Here is a 24,192-nt window from a genome sequence, read left to right on the forward strand (position 1 = left end):
AATCACTACCTCAAAAAGTAAATAACAACGACTTATTGCGGGTCAAAACACATGCTGCTAAGCAAGGATTTCAAACTGGCGGCTTTAGGTTTTACCAGCCAGAAATGGCGATAATGATCATCAATATTGCTTAGCATGTGCTGTGCATAACAACTCTGGGTATGCAGGATATATTCCTGTAACACACTGACTAAATAAGTGCGATGACGCTCCATGTCCTCACCGCTAATGCGAAATAGCTCTACTAGCTCATGATTGACTCGGTCAAAAAAACCGTTATCTGCATCAAATACATAGGCAAAACCGCCGGTCATACCTGAGCCAAAGTTTTTGCCTGTACGCCCAAGTACGCAGACAAAACCACCTGTCATATATTCACAAGCATGATCACCAACACCCTCAACAACCGCATGTGCACCAGAGTTGCGCACAGCAAAACGCTCACCAGCGGTGCCGGCAATAAACACACGCCCGCCTGTTGCGCCATACAAACACGTATTGCCAACAATGGCACTGTGTTGGCTAACTAACTGACTATCAGCACTTGGATAAATACTGATACAACCACCGGCCATACCTTTGCCCACATAATCATTGGCATCACCTTGTAGATTGAGCTGCATGCCCGCCACATTCCAAACACCAAAGCTTTGTCCAGCACTACCTTTAAAGTTAAACGTAAGAGGAGCGCCTTCAAGCCCTTGGTTTCCATAATGACGCGCAATTTCTCCGCTAATGCGTCCACCAATAGAGCGGTCTAGATTACTAATTTCAAAATTAAACGTAGCACTAGTTTTACTCTGGATAGCAGGCAGTGCTTTGTGCAACATATGCTCGGCCAACAATCTAGGTTCAGGCGCTACATTACGCTCTGTTGTACAGTATTGTGGCGCGTTGGCGGCAACATGACTGCTGGACAGCAAATCTGTTAAGTCTAAGTGCTGTTGTTTAGCTGTAGTTCCAGGAAGTACCTGAAGTAGATCGGTACGACCAATTAAATCAACTAAATGACGCACACCCAACAGCGCCATCCATTCACGGGTTTCTTGAGCCACAAATTTAAAATAGTTCATAACCATTTCCACTGTGCCTTGGAAGTGGTCATCGCGTAGCTGTTTATTTTGTGTTGCCACACCCGTTGCACAGTTATTTAAATGGCAAATACGCAAATATTTGCAACCTAAAGCAATCATAGGTGCAGTACCAAAACCAAAGCTTTCAGCACCTAAAATAGCGGCTTTAATCACATCCAAACCTGTTTTTAAACCGCCATCTGTTTGCACCCGAACTCGATGGCGCAAACCATTGCCACGCAAGGTTTGCTGGACTTCAGATAAGCCTAGCTCCCACGGACTGCCTGCATATTTAATTGAAGTTAAAGGAGAAGCCCCAGTGCCACCGTCATAACCGGAAATAGTAATTAAATCGGCATAGGCTTTAGCAACGCCTGCTGCAATAGTGCCTACTCCAGGTTCAGCCACTAATTTCACTGAAATTAGTGCCTGTGGATTAACTTCTTTTAAGTCGTGAATTAGCTGTGCTAGGTCCTCTATTGAGTAAATATCATGGTGTGGCGGTGGGGAAATTAAGGTCACACCTGGGACGGCATAGCGTAAGCGAGCAATCAGTTCATTTACTTTACCGCCAGGTAATTGCCCGCCCTCACCCGGTTTTGCACCCTGCGCTACTTTAATTTGTAACACCTGAGCATTAACCAAATACTCGGCTGTGACACCAAAACGCCCCGTAGCCACTTGTTTAATTTTTGAGCTTTTTTCTGTGCCATAGCGTGCAGGATCTTCACCGCCTTCTCCTGAGTTAGAGCGCGCACCTAAACGATTCATCGCCACGGCAATAGCTTCGTGTGCTTCTGGTGATAAAGCACCTAAAGAAATACCTGCCGAATCGAAACGCGGTAATAGGCTTTCCAGCGGTTCAACCTCATCCAATGCCAAGGCCTTTGCCGCTAAACGCAGTTGCAAAAGATCACGTAAGGTTGCTACAGGGCGGTTATCCACGGTAGCGCTAAACTGCTTAAATAATTCATAATTGCCTTGTTGCACTGCGGCTTGTAGCGTACGCACAACATCAGGGTTAAATGCATGGTACTCACCCCCATGTACATATTTGAGTAATCCACCTTGGCTTAACGCTTTACGCGCGCTCCATGCCAGCTCCGCTAAGTGCTGCTGATCTTCTTGGAGATGCGCAAAACTTGCACCTGCAATACGGCTACGCATGCCTTTAAAACAAAGATTAACAACAGCCTCATCTAAACCTATTAACTCAAATAGCTGAGCCCCACGATAAGACGCAATAGTGGCAATTCCCATTTTCGAAATAATCTTTAACAGCCCTTTCGCAATGCCTTTTCGATAGGACAAAAAGGCATCACTAATACTGCTCTCTAAACGCTGTTCGCTAATCAAAGCAGCCAGCACTTCATAGGCTAAATAGGGATAAACAGCACTCGCACCGCAGCCAATCAAGACTGCAAAATGATGCGGATCTCGCGCGGTAGCTGTTTCTACTAAAATATTACAGTCACTGCGTAAGCCTTGTTGTACTAAGTGCTGATGCACTGCGCCAACAGCCAAAGCAGCATGGGCGGGTAATTTGCCATGACTGATATTTCTATCCGTTAATACCAGCATCACACTACCAGCCCGCACGGCTGTTTCTGCTTGATGGCAGATCGTTTGTAAAGCTTGTTCTAAACTTGTGTTTTCAGGATAGTTAAGATTGATAAAGGCGCGTTCGTAACCTGCTTTATCTAGCTGTAATAAATAATCCCATTTGCGTGGTGAGAGAATAGGTGTGTTAAGCACGACTCGATTGGCATGTTCAGCTGTTTCCTCAAAGAGATTATATTCACGCCCTAGTACAGTTTCTAAAGACATCACTATGCGTTCACGTAGCGGGTCAATGGGTGGGTTAGTTACCTGGGCAAACATTTGGCGAAAATAATCGTACAGGCTGCGCACATTACTGGATAACACGGCCATTGGAGTGTCATCGCCCATAGATCCTACAGCTTCTTGCCCTAGCTGCGCCAACGGGCGCAAAACTTGCTCACGCTCCTCATACGAAACATTAAACATCTTCATATATTGATGAAGCTGCTGGGTGTTATAACTAGCGCTACCATAGCTTTCATCCATGCTTGCTTGTACACGCAACAGATTTTCACGCAGCCATTGGCGATAGGGATGACGTGCTTGTAATTGTTGGTCAATGTCTTGGCTTGTTAAAATTTGTCCTGTTTGCGTATCTACTGCAAAAATCTCACCAGGCCCAACACGCCCTTTAGCTGTTACTTGATGCTCTTGATAATCCCAAACACCAACTTCTGAAGCCAAAGTAATGTAACCATTATCCGTAGTTACCCAACGCGCTGGGCGCAAACCATTGCGATCCAACAAACAAACGGCATAACGGCCTTCTGTAAGCACCACACCAGCAGGACCATCCCATGCTTCCATATGCAATGAGTTGTACTCATAAAATGCTTTTAAATCTGCACTCAGTGTTTGCACGTTTTGCCATGCAGGCGGCAATAACATACGCAGCGCACGAAATAAATCCATGCCGCCTGTTACCAACAACTCCAGCATGTTATCCATGCTCGAAGAATCAGAGCCTGTCAAATTAACAATAGGGTTGATATTGGCTAAACCAGGTAATAATGGGTTAGCAAATTTGTGACGACGCGCCACTGCCCATTGACGATTACCACTGATGGTATTGATTTCACCGTTATGTGCCAAAAAGCGAAATGGCTGTGCCAAGTGCCAACGCGGTAAGGTATTAGTCGAAAAACGTTGATGAAACACACAAATGGCACTATGTAAACGCGCATCAGCTAGGTCAGGATAAAATGCTGCCAGTTCCACAGGCTGCATTAAACCTTTATACACCACGTCTTTAGCAGACAAACTGCACACATAAAAATCACTATCAGTGGTCAATTGCTGTGCAGCCAAGCGTCGTGCAAGGAATAGTTTTACCGCAAACTCTTGTTCAGTAAACCCTGCACCTGAAACAAAAATCTGCTCAATCTGTGGCAAGTTCTGTTTTGCCAGATCGCCTAATACATCGGGATTAGTGGGCACAATACGCCAACCCACCACAGTTAAACCTTGCGCCAGCAACTGCTGCTGCAAAACAATTTTAGCCTGCTCACGTAATTTTGTTTGCTGACTAAGAAAAACCATGCCCACCGCATAATTATCCGGCAAGTGCGTAGCAAAAAGTTCCGCCGCTAAAATACGAAAAAACAAGTCGGGCTTTTGCAATAATAAGCCACAACCATCACCCGTTTTTCCATCTGCATTTAAACCACCTCGATGTGTCATACGTGCCAGTGCTGTAATAGCTGTTTGCACCAAATGATGGCTTGGCTGCCCATGCATATGAGCAATCAAACCAAAGCCACAGTTATCTTTAAATTCGTCTGGGCGATACAAACCTTTATTCATCAGGGCATCCTCAAGCATTAAGCAGGCTATTTTTCTATACTTTGTTTATTGCAAGCAGCATGCCAACCTTGAATGCCCCTAAAAATACAGCCTAGCGCTTTTTTGGAGCATACAATCCACAATAATTGCACTTTCTTAGTGCGTTTATGCACCAAAATAATGCAGAACACTTATGCTGAAAATTCTGTTTTGAAAAAAACATTCTGAGATGAGGTAAACTAATATTTTATTTTGACTGTTTAACCACCATGTTTAATATCATTTTGTTCGAACCAGAAATACCACCCAACACTGGCAATATTATTCGTCTATGCGCTAATACGGGCTGCGCCTTGCACCTTGTTGAACCACTAGGTTTTCGTTTAGAGGACAAGCAACTGCGCCGCGCAGGACTGGATTATCGTGAATTTGCCGAAGTTAAAGTGCACGCTAATTTAGACGCTTGCCTTGCACAGCTTGGCGAAACGCGTTTATTTGCATTTAGTACTAAAGCCAGTCATTCCTACGCAGATGTACAGTATCAAGTAGGGGATAGCTTTATCTTTGGCCCAGAAACCCGCGGTTTACCTCAAGAGGTGCGCGACAGTATTCCCCACGAACAGCTAGTGCGCTTACCTATGTTAGAAGGCTCTCGCAGTTTGAACTTATCCAACAGTGTAGCTATTGCAGTGTATGAAGCTTGGCGCCAGCATGGTTTTGGTAGTCATCCTTAATATAAAGAGCCCCAGTAATTATAAAATAGCTGGGGCATTTAAAGTAATTCTTTTAATTTTTCATTTATTTAATATTAGTAACAGCCCGCCCCTTGGAAAGCCTGCTAAATACTTTTAAGTAAATTTACTTCTAAAATTGCTTAACAAAAGCTGAATAACATATTATAAATTTAATATATTGTTATGTATTTCATTAAGTATAACAATTAACCGTTAGACCAGATTAAACCTATCGATTTTGATGCGTTTTGCCAACTAAATCACATTAGATTCTCATATGAAAAAGCTTGTTATTATTTCAATGCTATTTGTCGCCTCAACCTCTACTGCCTTTGCTGAAGAGTTTAATCAATACATATCTGCGAAAGGCGCTCTTGTTAATATCAGTAGTGATTTTAAAACCAATACGGCTTACCACTATAAAAAACAATGTTTCCAATATGGGTGCCTCTACCAATGCCAAAGATACAGTTATAGGTATGCGTTTAGCATACGGTCTGGCTTTCCCTGCTCCTAATGGAAAAAATCGTGCTGAACTTGAGTATAGCCGGAATGAAAAAGCCAAAGATTTCTCTTGGACTACAGTCAAGCTTGGTAAAAAAGCAGAAAGTACTTTTAAGTACAATGTTAAAACCAGCATCCAGAACACATGGATGGTTAACGATTATTATAACTTTGATACCCAAACATTATTTACACCTTACGTAACAGCAAACCAAAGTGACATTAGAAGGTGCAGGCAAAGGCTCGATCCCTGTCAACAATAAAACAACAGATAACAATATTGCATGGAATCTAGGTTTAGGCGTTGCTTATGCTGTTACATCAAAGCTGTCTTTAGATGTAGGCTACAAGTACACTAACTATGGTGAAATAAAAACTAAGCATGTTGATGTAGGCTCACAAGGTTTTGCGGGTAACTTTGTTGACACAATGAAAGCTAAAGTAACCTCTCAAGAACTAACGGCTGGCGTGCGTTATCAGTTTTAGTCACTAAAGCACAAAACGCCGAGCATTTAGCTCGGCGTTTTTGTTTATTATAAAAAGCTACAATAACATGCTGCGAATATCTGCTAAAACATCACTTAAACGACGAGTAAACAATGCAGCCGCAGCACCGTTGATTACGCGATGATCATAAGATAATGACAGCGGCAGCATTAAGCGTGGCTCGAAGGCTTTACCGTCCCATACTGGCTGCATAGTGGCACGTGACACACCTAAAATAGCTACTTCTGGCGCATTAACTATAGGTGTAAAGCCTGTACCGCCGATATGGCCAAGACTGGAAATAGTAAAGCAAGCGCCTTGCATTTGCTCTGGCTTTAGCTGTTTATTACGGGCTTTGTCAGCTAGCTCTGCAGCTTCTTTTGAAAGTTGCAATAAGCTTTTTTGATCAGCATCTCGAATAACAGGAACCAATAAACCGTCAGGCGTATCTACCGCAAAACCAATGTGCACATACTTTTTATGAATTAACGCTTTGCCACTGGCGGCTAACGAGCTATTGAAGTCTGGCAGCTCTTTTAGCATTTGTGCACAAGCTTTAATTAAGAATGGCAATACGGTTAGCTTAGTACCTGCTTTTTCAGCAGCGAGTTTTTGTGCTTTGCGAAACGCTTCTAAATCAGTGATATCGGCGGATTCAAATTGCGTCACATGCGGCACATTTAACCAACTGCGATGCAAATTTTGCGCGCCAATTTGGCGTAAACGCGACATTGGTACTTCTTCAATTTCACCAAAGCGTGAAAAGTCCACTTCAGGAATTGCTGGAATACCAGCGCCTTGGGTAGTAGCCGAGCCACCTTCAGCTTGCGTTTTCACTAGGGTTTTCACATACAGCTGCACATCTTCTTTTAAGATGCGTCCATGTGGCCCTGTCGCTTTAACATTCACCAGATCAATACCAAATTCACGCGCCAATAAACGCACTGCAGGCCCTGCATGAACCTTAGTCGATTCTTTGCGTGGTTGATCGGTTACTTGGCGTGCTAGTTTGCTTTCCATATCATCTGTTGGGGCAAACTCGGCACCTACTCGCCCTTGCTCTGCAGCGATAGGTGCCATTACAGGCTCAATATGAGCAGGCGTGCTACTGGCCAGTGGAGCAGCGCCTGCAACTTCCAATGCAATAAACTTATCGCCTTCTTTTAAGCGATCGCCCATTTTGAAGTGCAGTTTTTTTATCACTCCAGCTTCTGGAGCAGGAATCTCCATGCTGGCTTTATCCGATTCTAAGGTCAAAATGCCTTGATCTTTTTCAACCAAGTCGCCTTCTTTGACCATAATCTCAATCACCTGCCCCTCACCACCTAAGTCTGGCACAAGTAGTTCTTTTACTTGTGCTGTACCTGCAGCTGGCACAGAAGGAACTGTATTTTGACTAGCTACAGAGGCATTCATTGCCGCTACCGAAGCTGGAGCTGGAGCAGCAGTTGCAGACGCCTCTGATACGACTTCTAAGGCCATTAGCGGATCACCTTCTTTGAGTTGATCGCCCATTTTGAAGTGCAGCTTTTTGATAATTCCTGCTTTTGGCGCTGGAATTTCCATACTGGCTTTGTCAGATTCAAGCGTAAACAAACTTTGATCTTTCTCTACAGGGTCGCCTTCACGAACCATGATTTCGATCACCTGTCCTTCACCACCTAAATCAGGAACCAAGATTTCTTCTACACTAGCTGTTGCCGCAGTCGCGGCTGCAGGAGCTGCGACCTGCTCTGGCGCTTGTACTGCTTTAGCAGGAGCAGGCTCAGAAACTGCGGCAGCTTCAATATCCAGCTCAAGCAGATCGTCACCCTCTTTCAGGCGATCGCCCATTTTAAAGTGCAGCGCTTTAATGACACCGGCTTTAGGTGCAGGAATTTCCATACTGGCTTTATCAGACTCTAATGTCACTAGACCCTGATCTTTTTCAATGTGATCGCCTACTTTAACGAGAATTTCGATCACTTCACCCTCACCGCCTAGGTCGGGTACGCGAATTAATTCACTCATCGCTCTCTCTCCTTAGCAGTACAGTGGGTCAGCTTTTTCTGGGTCGATGTTAAATTTCTTCATCGCATCCAGCAGTACTTGACCATCAATTTCACCACGCGCTCGCAAAGCATCTAGCGCCGCCAATACTACCCAGTAACGATCAACTTCAAAGAAGTGGCGTAACTGTGCACGTGTATCACTGCGACCAAAGCCATCAGTACCAAGCACTTTATATTGATCTTGTGGCACCCATTCACGGATTTGGTCCGCATAGAGTTTCATATAGTCAGTTGAAGCAATTACTGGGCCACGGCGCTCTTTTAAACACTGCTCAACATAGCTATCACGTGATTTTTCTGATGGGTGTAAACGATTCCAGCGCTCAGTAGCTAAACCATCACGACGCAATTCATTAAAGCTGGTAACGCTCCATACATCGGCTCCTACGCCAAACTCATCACGTAAGATTTTTGCCGCTTCACGTACTTCCAATAAGATGCTACCGCTACCTAATAACTGTACATGCAGTTTGCTTTCGCGCTTGTCTTCATCTAGCAAGTACATACCGCGAATAATGCCGTCTTCTACACCAGCTGGCATGGCAGGATGGGCATAGCTTTCATTCATCATAGTGATGTAATAGAAGCAGTCATTTTGCTGCTCTAGCATCTGATGAATGCCTTCACGGATAATTACAGCCATTTCATAGCCATAGGTTGGGTCATAACTATGGCAATTTGGAATAGTGCCTGACAGAATCAAGCTGTGTCCGTCCTCATGCTGCAAGCCTTCACCATTCAACGTGGTTCGCCCTGCTGTGCCGCCCATTAAGAAGCCGCGTGCACGAATATCACCTGACGCCCAAGCCAAGTCACCAATGCGCTGGAAGCCAAACATCGAGTAAAACGCATAAAACGGCAGCATAGGTTGGTTATGATTACTATACGCAGTAGCCGCAGCCACCCATGAAGACATAGCGCCAGATTCTGTAATACCTTCTTCGAGAATTTGACCTTTTTTATCTTCGCGGTAATACATAACTTGTTCGTGATCAACAGGCTGATAAAGCTGACCAACGGATGAGTAAATACCTAGCTGACGGAACATGCCTTCCATGCCGAAAGTGCGGGCTTCATCAGGAATAATAGGCACAATACGGCTGCCTAGATCTTTATCTTTAACCAAATGCGAAAGAATACGCACAAACGCCATGGTAGTAGAGATTTCACGCTCACCTGTACCGTCTAAAATCGCTTTTAGCGTTTCTAATGGTGGCGTTGGAATACTAAAGCTTTTTTGCCGGCGCTGAGGCACAAAGCCGCCTAATTTTTCACGGCCTTTGAGCAAGTATTTAATTTCCGGACTATCAACGTCAGGACGATAGAAAGGCAATTGTTCTAAATCGCTATCATCAATAGGAATGCCGAAACGGTCACGGAATTGACGCAAGCTTTCTAGGTCAACTTTTTTCACGTTATGCGCTGTATTTTGCGCTTCACCGCTGCCAGTACCATAGCCCTTAATAGTTTTAGCTAGGATGACACTTGGCTGCCCTGTGTGATTTACCGCTTCGTGATAGGCTGCATAGACTTTAAATGGATCGTGACCGCCGCGGTTTAGCTTCCAGATTTCATCATCTGTAAGATCTTCCACCATTTTCAATAGGCGAGGATCTTTACCAAAGAAGTCTGAGCGAACAAAAGCACCATTGTTGGCTTTGTAATTTTGGTAATCACCATCTACAGCTTCTTCCATGCGTTTTTGCATCACACCATCAGTGTCTTTGGCAAACAATGGATCCCATAAACGCCCCCAAAGCACTTTAATAACGTTCCAATCAGCACCACGGAAGTTACCTTCCAGCTCTTGGATAATTTTGCCGTTACCACGCACAGGACCATCAAGACGCTGTAAGTTACAGTTGATAACGAAAATCAGATTATCCAATTTTTCGCGGCCAGCTAAAGAAATAGCACCTAGCGCTTCTGGCTCGTCGGTTTCGCCATCACCTAAGAAGCACCACACTTTTTGTTTGCCTGCAGGAATAAATCCACGATGCTCAAGGTACTTCATAAAGCGTGCTTGGTAGATGGCCTGAATTGGACCTAGCCCCATAGATACTGTTGGGAACTGCCAAAAATCTGGCATTAACCATGGATGAGGATAAGAAGATAAACCATTACCATCTACTTCACGGCGGAAGTTATTAAGTTGATCTTCACTAATACGTCCTTCAAGAAAAGCACGTGCATAAATACCAGGCGCAGCATGACCTTGGAAATAAATAAGATCTCCACCATGTTCTTCGGTAGGGGCTTTAAAGAAGTAGTTAAAGCCGATGTCGTACAAGGTAGCACTCGAAGCAAAGGTCGAAATGTGTCCACCTAAGCTTGAATCAGCTTGGTTAGCACGCATCACCATAGCCAATGCATTCCAGCGTACCAACGAACGAATGCGGCGCTCCATGAAGAGATCGCCAGGCATACGCGCTTCGTGCGTAACGGGAATGGTATTACGATACGGAGTAGTTATCGCATAAGGCAGTGGCGTTCCATTACGGCTAGCAAATTCGCTTAAACGAGAAAGAATGTAATGAACGCGTTCATCGCCTTCTTTTGCTTGTACAGATTCTAGCGAATCTAGCCACTCTTGAGTTTCAACAGGATCTAAATCTTGCATGTAATACTCCAAAAGCAGAGACCTTGAGAGTGAGGTCTATAAACAAGGTAAATGGATAATTAACCTTGCTGTTAATTATTCTGTGATTCAGGTTATGTTGTAGTTTTACTACAAAATGACGCAAGAGTCAGCTTTTCTCTCGTAAATCTTTGGTCTACATCCAATTCTATGACTACTAAGTCTCACCTAAACGCTCACAATAAAATGCGACTTAAATCAGCTTAGTTAAAGATAACCGAGCCGATAAATAGCGTATAGCGACTGCTGCACAATCAATATCAGTAAATATAACTAGCATTTGATGACAGCTTCATTAGAGAATCTGTAACATCCTATGTAATGCCCACTTCGAGCTAGTTTTTCTGTTATTTTTCTACTGTTTTTTACTTAGTTAGGAGCTTTGCACATGAGCCAGTCTACATTTCTTCAAAGCATGAAAAAGCGTCGTTCAATCTACAGCCTAGGCGATAAAGTCAACCTCTCTGAAAATCAACTCAACGAGCTAATCATGACCGCAGTAGAACAATCACCTGCTGCCTTCAACTCGCAAACCTCTCGTGTGCTTGTCCTACGTGGTGCTGAACATCAAAAGCTGTGGAGTATCACTAAAAACATTCTTAAAGGCATTACAACGCCTGAGGTGTTTGCAAAAACTGAAGAAAAGTTAGATAACTGTTTTGCTTCAGGTTTCGGCACTGTGTTGTTTTTTGAAGATCAAGATGTTGTAGCAAACCTACAAGCACAGTTTCCAGCTTATGCTGAAAATTTCCCTGTTTGGTCAGAACAGCATTCTGGTATCGCTCAATTTGCTGTATGGACGGCATTTGCTGAGGTTGATATTGGCGCATCGTTACAGCATTACAACCCACTGATTGATGAGCAAGTTAAAAGCACGTGGAATATTCCTCAGTCATGGAAACTACGTGCACAAATGCCTTTCGGTTCTATCGAAAATGCGGCAGCCGAGAAAACATTTATGCCGCGCAGTGAGCGTTTCTTGCTGAAATAAGCAAAACCACAAAAATCATCTCCATAATCTATCTGAATGCGCTATTGTAAGCGCATTCAGGTCTTTTAATGATGGTTATTATGCTCCCGCCACTACTTGAAAACCTTCCAGCGCCGCTCCAAGCCATTAGCCAACATGCTCTGCAAAGTTGGATCAAAACCTTATATGAAAACGGTTTAGATTTTGAGCCATGGAGCCCATCAGTGCAGCATGAGTTTTTGCATTTATGTGGTCTGAGTGATTTTGTTAGTAATCAAGCGATTCGCCATCCCAACATCTTCAATGAACTAGTATGCTCTGGTGAACTACATAGAACCTTAGCGCCTGGCGAAACCCGTTACCAGCTGATGCAAGCCATTGCTCAGTGCGAAACTGTTGAACAGCTAATGCGCAGCATGCGCCTTTTCCGTAATCGTCAACAGGTACGCATTATTTGGCGGGATTTGAACCGCCATAGCGAGCTAGGCGAAACCTGCCGTGATCTTTCAGCCTTAGCAGATGCCTGTATCGACTTAGCCTATCAATGGGTGTATCAAAAACAGTGCGAATTATTAGGCACCCCTATTGGTCGCAGCTCGGGGCAACCACAGCACATGGCGATTATAGGCATGGGAAAACTCGGTGCCTATGAGCTGAACCTTTCTTCTGATGTTGATTTAATTTTTGCCTATCCTGAGTCTGGTGAAACCCAAGGCGCTAAACGCAGTGTTGATAATCAGGAGTTCTTCACCCGTGTAGGTCAAAAATTAATCAAAGTACTCGACAGTATTACTGTGGACGGCTTTGTTTTTCGTGTTGATATGCGTTTACGCCCTTACGGTGCTAGCGGCCCATTAGTGTCTAGCTTTAACTCACTGGAGCAGTACTATCAAAACCAAGGGCGTGACTGGGAAAGATACGCCATGATTAAAGCGCGCATTGTGGCAGGCGCACAAAATACTGGAACACGCTTATTACAAATTCTGCGACCTTTTATTTATCGGCGATACTTAGATTTTTCGGCGATTGAAGCCTTACGTTCAATGAAGGTATTAATACAACAAGAAGTACGCCGCCGCGATATGGACGACAATATCAAGCTAGGTTCTGGCGGCATTCGTGAAGTCGAGTTTATTGCGCAATCTTTCCAGCTTATTCACGGCGGACGCGATCTGAGCTTACAGCAACGCCCGCTACTAAATACCTTAGATACTCTTGCAGCTCAAGGTTACTTATCTGCGCCTGATGTGACTGAGTTAAAAGAGTCTTATCGTTTTCTGCGTTATTTAGAAAATGCCTTACAGGCTGTTGATGATAGGCAAACACAAATGCTGCCTGATAACACTATTGAACAATTGCGTGTTGCGGCCATGATGGGTTTTGATAACTGGTTGGACTTTAAACAAGCATTAAATAACAATCGTAAACGCATCGAAAAACACTTTCGCAACGTCATATCGGACCCTGATAGTGACGATGATGTTATCTATGGCGCACAGTGGCTCCCCATCTGGGAAAATACGCTTGAATATGACAGTGCTCTTGCTGTTATTTCAGAAGAAGGTTTCCTACAGCCACAACAAGCCTACGAACAACTCCACGCATTACTTAATAGCAAGCAAGTACGCGCCATGCAACGTATGGGACGTGAGCGTTTAGATGCTTTTATGCCTCGTTTGCTAGCACAGGTCACCGAAAATGACGATCCTGACCTAGTACTTACTCGCGTTTTACCTCTTATTGAAGCTATTGCCCGCCGTTCAGCTTATTTAGTTCTACTCACGGAAAACCCTGGTGCTTTACTGCGCTTAATTACACTCTGTGCCGCCAGCCCTTGGATTGCTAGCCAGCTAACGCGCTTTCCAGCCTTATTGGATGAATTGCTAAATGAAGGGCGCCTGTATAGCCCACCTAAAGCACCTGAACTAGCCAACGAACTACGTGAGCGTTTGCTACGCATTCCAGAAGATGATCTTGAGCAGCAAATGAACGTGCTGCGCAATTTTAAGTTAGCTCACCGCCTACGTGTGGCGGCTTCAGAAATTGCTGGCACCTTACCGCTTATGAAAGTCAGCGATTATTTAACTTGGCTGGCTGAAGCTGTATTAGATCAGGTTCTACACCTTGTGTGGAATGAAATGATCCGTAAACACGGACGACCTCGCCGGGCTGACGGGGAGCTATGTGATTTAGATTTCATTATTATTGGTTATGGCAAGCTAGGTGGCATTGAACTCAACCACAGCTCAGACTTAGATCTTGTTTTTCTTTATGACTGCGACCCAGATGCTGAAACAGATGGCGCTCGCCCGATTGATGGCTCACAGTTTTATACCCGTTTAGGGCAACGTATTATTTCAATGCTCACCACGCGTACTACCTCTGGCTTTTTATATGAAGTTGATATGCGCCTGCGTCCAAGTGGTGAGTCAGGCTTGTTGGCGAGCACCCTGCATGCCTTTGAACGCTATCAAGCCAATGAAGCTTGGACGTGGGAACATCAAGCCTTAGTGCGCGCTCGTGTTATCACTGGCTCAGCCTATTTAACGGAAGGTTTTGAGAAAACACGATTAACTATTTTAGGCCAAAAACGTGACCTAGATACGCTGCGCTCACAAGTCAGTGAAATGCGCCAGCGCATGCGCGAGAACCTGTCTACCAAAGCAACACAAGGCGGATTGTCAGCAAATGCCTTTGATCCTCAAATACCATTTGACTTGAAGCATGATGCTGGTGGTATTGTAGACATCGAATTTATTGTGCAATACGCTGCATTAGCATGGTCATGGCAATATCCTGAGCTAGTGACCTACACGGACAACATCCGCATTCTCGATGCACTGGGCGAAACACATCTATTCACAACAGATGATGTTGCTATTATGCAAGAAGCCTACAAGGCCTATCGAGCAGTATCGCATCGCTTAACCTTGCAAAAACAACCCAGCATAGTGAGTGGCGAACAATTTCATAACCAACGTCTAAGTGTTATGCGTATTTGGCGTGAGTTAGGGTTATCCTGACGTTACGCTGACGTAAACGTCTGATTAATTATTTAGGAGTTAACAAAATGTCGATGGCTGATCGTGATGGTTTTATCTGGTACGACGGCAAAATGGTGGACTGGCGTGATGCGAACACTCATGTTCTAACGCACTCTCTACATTACGGCATGGCCGTATTTGAAGGTGTGCGCGCCTATGAAACCCCACAAGGGACAGCTATTTTCCGTTTACAAGCACATACCGACCGCTTGTTTGAGTCTGCTCATATTATGGGCATGAAGATTCCGTTCACACGTGAAGAAATCAACCAAGCTACCATTGCTGCGGTACGTGATAACAACTTAAAAAGCGCTTATATCCGCCCTTTAGCTTTTTATGGTTCAGAAGGCATGGGCATTCGTGCTGACAACTTAAAAGTACACGTAGTAGTAGCCGCTTGGCACTGGGGCGCATACATGGGCGAGGAAGCGCTAAAACAAGGCGTTCGTATCCGCACTAGCTCCTTCACGCGCCACCATGTCAACATCACTATGACACGTGCTAAATCAAGTGGTGCTTATGTCAACTCCATGCTCGCACTACAAGAAGCCATTTCTGGTGGTGCCGATGAAGCGCTACTATTAGACCCAGAAGGCTATGTCGCCGAAGGCTCGGGTGAAAATATCTTTATCGTCAAAAACGGCACTATTTACACGCCTGAAGTGACGGCTTGTCTAAATGGTATTACACGCAATACCGTATTGACCTTAGCTCAAGAGCTCAATATTCCAATCGTAGAAAAACGCATTACGCGTGATGAGGTCTATATTGCAGATGAAGCCTTCTTCACTGGCACAGCCGCTGAAGTAACCCCAATTCGTGAAGTGGATGGTCGCCAAATTGGTATTGGCAGCCGTGGACCAATCACTGAAAAACTGCAAACCGCTTATTTTAATTTAGTATCTGGCAAAACAACTGAGCATGCTCAGTGGCGCACACTAGTAAAATAAGTAGCAAAACACGCCTAGGTTTTTAATGCATTAGTCTATATTTAAAGACCTAGGCACTAATTTAAAGTGGCATTTACACAGTAAATTGCTCATAATGTCACCGAATTTTTCTTGCGAGCAAATCTGCAATTACAATGATCCGTTTGGTTGGCACTGTACTCTTAAGTACCCTTTTGCTTAGTCCATTGATGGCAAGTGCAAACACTCTCATCTCTGAACCCGCTAGCTGTGAACTGCAACAAGCGGATAATCCCCTATCGCTTAATCTAGCGCTATGCCAACAACTGGCCAAATTAGGGGATGCTAACGCACAATACTTGCTAGGCGATTATTGGAGCGCTGATGTTCAAGAGAATGCAGATTTAGCTACTGCAGCCAACTGGTATGAGCAAGCTTCTGCCCAAGGCAATGCTCAAGCGCAATGGAAATTAGGGCAAATGTACATGCAAGGACAAGGCGTACATAAGAATTTATTACAAGCGTATATCATCCTAAAGATGGCTTCTGTAAATGGGATTGATGAAGCGCTCTACCAAGCTGACGAAGTCGCTGAGCAGATGGATAAACGAGATCTTTTGCTTGCTAACCAGATACTAGGGCAAGTATTTCAAAGCTATTTGGCTGAGCTAAAAACATTAGATAGTTTTGAATAAACTATCCTATGTCATTGCTTTATTGACATACCTCTCAGCCATATAAATAAATTCTCCGTATAGTTTACTTCAATTTGCATGGTTTTAATGCTTTTACTTACGGAACCTTACTATGCGCTTATTTTCAGCTCTACTGCTATTTATTTTACCGACTTTAGCTTCAGCTGCTTCGCAAAGTGAAGTTGATCTTGCTTTATCTCGCTTTCAAGCTGTTATGCAAAACCCAACGCAAAAAGCTGCAGCCTCGGAGGCTGGAGCTCAGCGTATTGCCTTCTGCCAGCACTGTCACGGTAAAGATGGCAACTCATTACGCGACTATATTCCCAATATAGCTGAACAAAACCCCGTTTATTTATTTACCGCATTTGAAAAGTTCGGCACAGGTGAGCGCAGCGACTTTGTGATGTCAAAGTTAGCTAAAGAGTTATCACTTGATGATCGCATTAATATTGCGGTGTATTACAGTACTCAACAAGTACGCACCCTAGGCTATCAAGGGGCCGATATGGCGCAAGTTGAGGTTGGAAAAACAGTTTACCAAACGACCTGTTACGCCTGCCATGGAAATGATGCTAAAGGGCAAGATGACCGCCCTCGCTTAGCTGGACAACCGGCTGAGTACATGCGTCGCACCTTACAGTTATTTAAAGACGATGATCCAAGCCGTGCAGGCTCTTTAATGGGGCCTATTGCTAAAACCTTAAGCACCGAAAAAATCGAAGCCGTTGCTGCTTATTTACAAGGCTTAAAATAAGTTTTTACTGGTCACCAAAAGCTCTACCTAGGCCTAGGCAAAGCTTTTGGCTTTTCATTTTACTTGCTATTTATTGCCACCTGCTCAGCTTGAGCAAGACGCTCTAATGTCCCCACATCAATCCATGTGCCAGTAAATTCTTCGCCTGTGACTAGCCCTTTAGCTATGGCTTGGTTAAATAGCATAGGCAAACGAAAAGGTTTAACTGAACATCCTGCAAATAGCTTGGGATCAATGATAGCAATACCGCAATAAGTCAAGGCTGGCTTAGCTTCTTGCGGCAAGCTCACTACCCCTTGAGTTAGCACATAATCCCCTTGATTGTGTGCTGGATTTTGAGTTAACACTAAGTGTGCCAAACCACTCATAGACTTTCTTAATCCAGCACAGTCAATATCACACCAAATATCGCCATTGATCAGCAAAAAGGGCTCATCTCCTAATAGCGGCAAAGCTTTACAGATACCACCACCTGTTTCCAAAGGCGCATCATGCGGTTCTGCTGAGTAATTAATCTGTGCACCAAAGCGCGAACCATCCCCTAAATAGTCTTCAATCTGCTGCCCTAACCAGGCATGATTAATCACTATTTGATGAAAGCCAGCAGCGACTAATGCTTTAACTCGGTGCTCGATTAAAGGAATACCTGCAACTTTGACCAAGGGCTTTGGTGTATGCAAGGTTAAAGGGCGTAAGCGCTCGCCTTTGCCGGCGGCTAGAATCATAGCTTTCATACGAGTACTTTCAGGCTAACTAATAATTGTTTTAATGGTGCTAAAACTGGCTGGCGATCAATTGCAGTTTTAATATAACCCAACATACGCGGTGCATCTTTGACATATTTTGGCTTGTGATCACGATGGCAAATACGCGCAAAAATACCCACTACTTTTAAATAACGCTGCACCCCCATTAAGTCCACTTGATACTGGAATAGTTCCCATTCTTGAGCAACAGGCACACCAGCCGCACGGGCTTTATCCCAATATAGCTTTAACCATGTTTGTACACGTGCTTCTGGCCAGCTAATAAATGCATCTTTAAATAAACAGGCAATATCATAGGTTACTGGACCATACACCGCATCCTGAAAATCTAAAATACCTGGGTTAGGCGAGCTATACATTAGGTTACGTGGCATAAAATCACGATGTACAAAGCAACGTTCTTGATCTAATGCATTATCAATCAGCAGCTTACAGCTAAGTTGCCAATCACTCTGTTGTTGCTCAGTTAAACTTTGCTTAAGTTCTTTTTTTACATACCAATCTACAAACAACTGCAAATCACGATTTAGCAGCTTTTCATCATAGAGCGGATAGTCCACATGCATAGTTTGTTTTTGCATAACAATCAACGCATCTATAGCTTTTGCAAAATATTCATCTGCATTTTGCTCATTGAGCGCTGTTAACCAGGTTTCCTCCCCAATAACCGTCAATGCAAGGAAACCTTGCTCAACATCTTCTGCTAGAATCTCGGGCACATGTAGCCCACAGGCTTTTAATTGCTTAGCGACCTTAATAAAGGGTCGACAATCTTCCGTTGCAGGAGGGGCATCCATTAGAATCATGGAATACTCACCAGAGTGCCAGCGAAAATAGCGTCTAAAACTGGCATCAGAACTGGCAGGCAAAAAAATTGACTCAGATAAATTGCTCCAACCTTGCTGAGCAGTTATGGTAGGCAATACTTTTTGTAACCAGCTTTGCAGCTGCTCCAAACGGCTATCTGTAGTGTTTTTTGCATTATTTTGCATTATGGATCTCCAACGGTGCTAGCCGTTCTGCGGGTCATGCTTTATTATCACGTATCTTTTCCAGCCCTTCGAGAGGCGTGTGATCTTAAGTTGATCATTGGCACGCAGGAAGCACGGACTTAAAAAATGGCAGCTAAAACTTATTTGTTTCAACGAAAATTTCCACTGCTAATCGCCAGCAGTGTATTAGCAGTGCAGCCTCTGACAGCTCTATATAGTGTTGCAGAAGAACAATATGCTTGTCAGATCAGCGCATCTGGCGGCTGGGACTGTACTACATTTGCAGCGGATCCAACACTACCGGCACGCCCAACAGTAGTAGAAAAAGTCATTCCTAAACCAAGCAACCCAGTAGTTGCGACATCAGTCACAGCGGCAGTTGCAACTGAAAAACAATTTAAGTCCACGCTGGGTCGTACTGTTAACTATGCAGATATTGACTGGGTCCCGCAGGATCAACTAACAGAAGAACAGCAAGCTGAAATGGGCGCTTACTGTGGTGGTCGCTATATTGAGCCATTACGTCCTGGCATGGATGACACTACACCTATTGATGAAGTTCCGACGTATCTTTCAGCGAAAGTGTCGCGTTATGATCAACAAAATCAAGTGGCAACCTTAGCTGGTGACGTCGTAATGCGTCAGGCCAGCCAGCAAGCCGAAGCAGATGAGGCCCACCTTTATCAGCTAGAAAATCGCGGAGAGCTGGTTGGCAATGTTAAGCTACGTGATAATGGCGCGCTAATTACTGGTAGCCGCGCTGAGATCCAGCTAGATAACGGTGCAGCGCAAATTGAAGATGTTAACTATGTAATGCACCAGAGTGGTACGCGTGGTGAAGCACGTTATGCTAAACGCGAAGAGTCCGCAATTATTCGCTTAAAAGACGGTACTTATACACGCTGCGCACCAGGTAGTAACACTTGGTATCTACGTGGTAATAACATCAAACTTGACCCTAATACAGGTTTTGGTAGCGCTACTAACGTCACCTTACGGGTGAAAGATGTCCCGGTTTTCTACACACCTTATATTTATTTTCCAATTGATGACCGCCGTCTTTCTGGCTTTTTAGCACCAAGTTTTAGCACCAGCGGACGTCGTGGCACAACTTTAATAACGCCTTACTACTTTAACTTAGCTCCCAACTATGATGCGACCTTGTATCCACAGTACATGAGCAAACGTGGCTTAATGCTAGAAGGTGAGTTCCGTTACCTCGGCCAAAATAGCCGCACTGAAGTAAGTGGTTCCTTCTTAAGCGATAAAGAAGATGAGCGGAAACTACAAACGGATTACACCAAAGATCGTTGGTTAGTTAATTTACAACATGACTATGGTTACAACCAACGCCTCTTAGGTGAAATTGATTACACCGACATTAGTGACCCTTATTTCTTTGACGACCTAAGTTCATCGCTACCTAATGTTACTAGTGCATCCTTTGTTGACCAAAAAGGTAGTCTGACGTGGCGTGGTGATAGCTATACGGCACGCTTAGGCGTACATGCTTATGAGCGCGCTAACATCACCGACTTAGCGCCTTACGATAAAATGCCACAGCTTACATTAAATGGTAGCTTACCCTTTGAGCCGGCTGGTTTAAGATTTGCTTATAACACCGAGCTAGTACGTTTTGATCGCGACTTAACAGATAAAATCTATCGCGATAAAGACGGTAAGCCAGAAATCAACTTTGACCAAAACGTTGTAGGTATTTCACGCGCAACCGGCAACCGTTTGTACCTAGCCCCTGAAATGAGCCTACCAATTAACTGGAGCTGGGGTTATGTAACACCAAAAATCAAGCTCACCTATACCAAGTATGATCTTGATATTGACAGCCGTGGCCGCCGTCAAATGACGGCTAACAATCAAAAATTCCGCCAAAACCAATCACGTACAGTCCCTATTTACAGTATAGATAGCGGCCTTTACTTTGACCGCAATACCACATTATTTGGCAGCAACTACCGCCAGACCTTAGAACCTCGTTTGTACTATCTCTATGTACCTTACGAAGATCAAAGTGATATTCCAGTATTTGATACAGGCGAAAGTACCTTTAACTACAACACCATGTTCCGTGACAATCGCTTCACTGGACGTGACCGCATTGGCGATGAAAACCGTATATCCCTTGGTTTAACAAATCGCTGGATTGATGAAAAAGGTATCGAAAGGCAGCGTCTGAGCATAGGTCAAGCTTTCTATATGCGTGACCGCAAAGTACAGATGCCAGGTGTCATGTGGAAAGATAAAAAAGATGCCACCTATAGCCAATCTCCTTATGCGTTAGAATATATGTTGCGCTTAAGTGATAACTGGCGCTTTACCTCTGACTATGTGTGGGACAAAAACACCCATAGCCCGCGTTCAGGTAGTGCAATGTTCCACTACCAAGACAAAAATGACCTTAATAAAATCTTTAACATTGGTTACCGCTTCCGTAATGACTTTACACGTTACAACCGTGTAACTGGCGTCTGGGAAACCAGCAGTGACTACGGTTCTCCTGGCCAAGCAAACTACGTTAAAAACTTTTATAAGGTTGATCAGTCAGACGTATCTGTCATGTGGCCTATTATGCCGCGCTGGAATGCCATTGCACGCTGGCAGTATGACTACAACGGTAGCCGTACACTGGATGCCTTCGGTGGTTTTGAATATGACAGCTGCTGCTGGAAAGTTCGCCTAGTACAACGCTACTGGGTAGATTATGACGAATACAGCCAAAACCCTAATGATAACCGTAAGGGTGACCGTGGCGTATTCTTACAAGTAATTTTAAAAGGATTAGGCACTGTATCAGGTGCTAAAGTTGACACATTCTTAGATGATGGAATTCGAGGATACCGCGAACGTGAAGACAATGCTCTCTAATCGTCTACGCCCCTTAGTACTGGGTGTAGCACTACTCGCATCGGCGGTACAGGCGCAAGTACAACCTCTAGATAGAATTGCGGCTATTGTGGATAACGACGTTATTATGCAAAGCCAGTTTGACCAACGCTTGAAAGAAGTTCAGCGTACTATCACAAGCCGTGGCTTAGAGTTACCGCCTGAAGACACATTACGCCAACAAGTAATGGATCGCTTAATTATTGATAATTTGCAAATGCAAATGGGTGAACGTGCAGGTATTCATATTAGCGATGAAGAGCTAAATGATGCTGTACTTATGGTGGCTGAGCGTAATGGCTTAACACTTAACCAGTTTAAGCAAGCCTTAGCAGCTGACGGTTTGTCTTACGATGATGCTCGTGAGCAAATTCGTAATGAAATTGTTATTTCACGTGTGCGTCAGTACGCTGTTTCTGAACGCATCCAAGTATCAGATCAAGAAGTACAAAACTTCCTAAAATCTGATCTCGGTAAAATGCAGCTTTCTGACGAATACCGTGTGGCCAATATTCTAATTCCATTATCAGATGCACCCTCACCAGCTGAACTGCAACAAGCCGATAAAAACGCCCGTTTAGTCTATGACCAGCTTAAAAAAGGCACTAAGTTTGAGCAACTTGCCGTTGCTTATTCGGCTAGCGAAAACGCTTTAGAAGGTGGAGACATGGGCTGGCGTAAAGCGATGCAACTGCCACCACCCTTTGATCGCTTAGTCGGTGACCTACAAGTAGGCCAAGTCAGTGAGCCTATTCGTATTTCTGGCGGCATTGTATTTTTGAAACTCAATGATAAACGCAGCTTAGCTGAAGCTAAACGTGACGAAACTCATGCTCGTCATATTTTACTCAAGCCTAGCGCCATTCGTAGCGCTGAAGAGACTAAACGCCTAGCCGAACGTATTTACGAGCGCCTACAAAGTGGTGAAAACTTTGCTACTTTGGCTAAAAACTTCTCAGAAGACCCAGGCTCAGCATTAAATGGTGGCGATCTAAATTGGGTTGATCCACAAGCGCTTGTACCGCAATTTCGCGAAACCATGGCACGCACTAAAATTGGTGAGATATCAAAACCTTTTCAAAGCCAATTTGGCTGGCACGTTCTAGAAGTTTTAGATCGCCGTACTACAGATAGCAGTACAGAAGTGCGTGAGCAACAAGCACTCAATATTTTACGTAATCGTAAGTTTGAAGATGAAACTCAGGCCTGGTTGCGTCAAATTCGCGATGAAGCCTATATCGAAGTTAAGCAAAAATGACATTACGCTTTGCTGTAACACCAGGCGAGCCAGCAGGTATAGGTCCAGACCTATGCCTACTGCTGGCCCAAGAGCCACAACCTTACCCGCTAATAGCTATTGCCAGCCAACAACTATTAGTAGAAAGAGCACAGCAGTTAAATCTACCCATTGATCTCATTGTCGTCGATCCGCACAAGCTTCCTAGCCAAGCGGCCCCGATCAACAGTTTATACGTTTGGGATACGCCACTCTGTGCTCCTGTAAGCCCTGGAAAAGTAGATTCTGCAAACGCCAACTATGTGCTTGAAACCTTAACCCGCGCTGGAAACGGCTGTTTAAACGGCAACTTTGCTGCCATGATCACCGCACCTGTGCATAAAGGCGTAATTAACGAAGCAGGTATTGCTTTTTCAGGGCATACCGAATTTCTCGCTGAGTTAACTAATACCCCACAAGTGGTAATGATGCTGGCAACCCATGGCTTACGCGTAGCCTTAGTCACTACTCACCTTCCATTACGTGAGATTGCGGATGCTATCACCCCTGATCGAATAACACGGGTTATCCGTATTTTAGACCACGACTTACGTACTAAATTTGGCATTCAGCAACCTCGCATTCTAGTTTGCGGGCTTAATCCCCATGCTGGTGAGGGTGGCCACCTAGGCCATGAGGAAATTGAAATTATTAGCCCTACGCTAGATAAACTACGCGCTGAGGGCATTCAGCTTGAAGGCCCTTTACCCGCTGACACGCTCTTTACACCCAAGTATTTAGAACATTGTGATGCTGTGCTCTCCATGTATCATGATCAAGGCCTACCTGTGCTCAAACACAAAGGCTTTGGCGCTGCAGTCAATATTACGCTAGGTATGCCCATTATTCGCACTTCGGTAGATCATGGCACCGCATTAGATTTAGCAGGTACAGGTCGAATTGACCTCGGCAGCATGCATGTTGCCCTTAATACCGCTTATCAAATGGCTGAGAGCCAGCAAAAATAATATAAGACGCCAGGAAGTTCGTCTTATTTAACCTAGATATTACCTTT

At 44.3% G+C, this 24,192-nt stretch carries 15 protein-coding genes; 10 read left to right on the plus strand and 5 right to left on the minus strand.

The features are described from left to right. Positions 1 to 32: 32 nt before the first annotated feature. The gene (gene gltB / locus VQ643_RS01540) at positions 33 to 4,478 is read right to left on the minus strand and encodes a glutamate synthase large subunit (RefSeq protein ID WP_414197503.1); all 4,446 of its coding nucleotides are present in this window, start codon (positions 4,476 to 4,478) and stop codon (positions 33 to 35) included. Positions 4,479 to 4,726: 248 nt separating this feature from the next. Here gltB and trmL point away from each other — a divergent pair, with 248 nt between their 5' ends. Further along, positions 4,727 to 5,191 carry a tRNA (uridine(34)/cytosine(34)/5-carboxymethylaminomethyluridine(34)-2'-O)-methyltransferase TrmL gene (gene trmL / locus VQ643_RS01545; protein ID WP_414197504.1) on the plus strand — a complete coding sequence of 155 codons (465 nt, stop codon included), beginning with the start codon at positions 4,727 to 4,729 and terminating at the stop codon, positions 5,189 to 5,191. 720 nt (positions 5,192 to 5,911) lie between these two features. Further along, on the plus strand, positions 5,912 to 6,181 hold the full coding sequence (locus VQ643_RS01550) for an outer membrane protein (RefSeq protein ID WP_414197505.1): 270 nt from the start codon (positions 5,912 to 5,914) through the stop codon (positions 6,179 to 6,181). Positions 6,182 to 6,238: 57 nt separating this feature from the next. On the opposite strand, the gene aceF is transcribed toward VQ643_RS01550, so the two are convergent. Together aceF and aceE are read right to left on the minus strand one after the other, a co-directional pair. Then, positions 6,239 to 8,191 (minus strand): dihydrolipoyllysine-residue acetyltransferase, encoded by a 1,953-nt coding sequence (gene aceF / locus VQ643_RS01555; RefSeq protein WP_414197506.1) that lies wholly within the window; start codon positions 8,189 to 8,191, stop codon positions 6,239 to 6,241. A gap of 12 nt (positions 8,192 to 8,203) precedes the next feature. Continuing rightward, complete coding sequence (gene aceE / locus VQ643_RS01560) at positions 8,204 to 10,852, minus strand: pyruvate dehydrogenase (acetyl-transferring), homodimeric type (RefSeq protein ID WP_414197507.1); 2,649 nt, start codon at positions 10,850 to 10,852, stop codon at positions 8,204 to 8,206. 406 nt (positions 10,853 to 11,258) lie between these two features. Between aceE and VQ643_RS01565 the strand changes: the two genes are divergently transcribed. From VQ643_RS01565 to VQ643_RS01585, 5 genes are all read left to right on the plus strand, one after another. Further along, a complete protein-coding gene (locus tag VQ643_RS01565; RefSeq protein ID WP_414197508.1) occupies positions 11,259 to 11,861 on the plus strand; it encodes a nitroreductase family protein in 603 nt (200 codons plus the stop codon). 68 nt (positions 11,862 to 11,929) lie between these two features. Beyond that, entirely contained in the window at positions 11,930 to 14,863 is a 2,934-nt protein-coding gene (glnE, locus tag VQ643_RS01570) for a bifunctional [glutamate--ammonia ligase]-adenylyl-L-tyrosine phosphorylase/[glutamate--ammonia-ligase] adenylyltransferase (RefSeq protein WP_414197509.1), read from the plus strand. A gap of 47 nt (positions 14,864 to 14,910) precedes the next feature. After that, positions 14,911 to 15,834: a branched-chain amino acid transaminase gene (locus tag VQ643_RS01575; protein ID WP_414197510.1), complete on the plus strand. Its 924-nt coding sequence runs from the start codon at positions 14,911 to 14,913 to the stop codon at positions 15,832 to 15,834. Between the two features lie 134 nt (positions 15,835 to 15,968). Further along, positions 15,969 to 16,487 carry a tetratricopeptide repeat protein gene (locus VQ643_RS01580; RefSeq protein WP_414197511.1) on the plus strand — a complete coding sequence of 173 codons (519 nt, stop codon included), beginning with the start codon at positions 15,969 to 15,971 and terminating at the stop codon, positions 16,485 to 16,487. 112 nt (positions 16,488 to 16,599) lie between these two features. Continuing rightward, on the plus strand, positions 16,600 to 17,241 hold the full coding sequence (locus tag VQ643_RS01585; protein ID WP_414197512.1) for a c-type cytochrome: 642 nt from the start codon (positions 16,600 to 16,602) through the stop codon (positions 17,239 to 17,241). Between the two features lie 59 nt (positions 17,242 to 17,300). Here the strand turns inward: VQ643_RS01585 and murU are convergent, their stop codons facing one another. Together murU and VQ643_RS01595 are read right to left on the minus strand one after the other, a co-directional pair. Beyond that, positions 17,301 to 17,975: an N-acetylmuramate alpha-1-phosphate uridylyltransferase MurU gene (gene murU / locus VQ643_RS01590; RefSeq protein WP_414197513.1), complete on the minus strand. Its 675-nt coding sequence runs from the start codon at positions 17,973 to 17,975 to the stop codon at positions 17,301 to 17,303. Beyond that, positions 17,972 to 19,000, minus strand: a complete 1,029-nt coding sequence (locus tag VQ643_RS01595) for an aminoglycoside phosphotransferase family protein (protein ID WP_414197514.1) — start codon at positions 18,998 to 19,000, stop codon at positions 17,972 to 17,974. Before VQ643_RS01595 ends, murU begins: the two co-directional genes overlap by 4 nt. Positions 19,001 to 19,126: 126 nt before the next feature. Here VQ643_RS01595 and VQ643_RS01600 point away from each other — a divergent pair, with 126 nt between their 5' ends. The 3 genes from VQ643_RS01600 to pdxA are packed head-to-tail and all read left to right on the plus strand — an operon-like array spanning position 19,127 to position 24,145. Further along, a complete protein-coding gene (locus VQ643_RS01600) occupies positions 19,127 to 21,883 on the plus strand; it encodes an LPS-assembly protein LptD (protein ID WP_414197515.1) in 2,757 nt (918 codons plus the stop codon). After that, complete coding sequence (locus tag VQ643_RS01605) at positions 21,864 to 23,159, plus strand: peptidylprolyl isomerase (RefSeq protein ID WP_414197516.1); 1,296 nt, start codon at positions 21,864 to 21,866, stop codon at positions 23,157 to 23,159. Before VQ643_RS01600 ends, VQ643_RS01605 begins: the two co-directional genes overlap by 20 nt. Further along, positions 23,156 to 24,145 (plus strand): 4-hydroxythreonine-4-phosphate dehydrogenase PdxA, encoded by a 990-nt coding sequence (gene pdxA / locus VQ643_RS01610; protein ID WP_414197517.1) that lies wholly within the window; start codon positions 23,156 to 23,158, stop codon positions 24,143 to 24,145. Before VQ643_RS01605 ends, pdxA begins: the two co-directional genes overlap by 4 nt. Positions 24,146 to 24,192 lie beyond the last annotated feature (47 nt).

Source organism: Pseudomonas sp. F1_0610 (genome assembly GCF_047470865.1).
Classification (GTDB): domain Bacteria; phylum Pseudomonadota; class Gammaproteobacteria; order Pseudomonadales; family Pseudomonadaceae; genus JAZDRH01.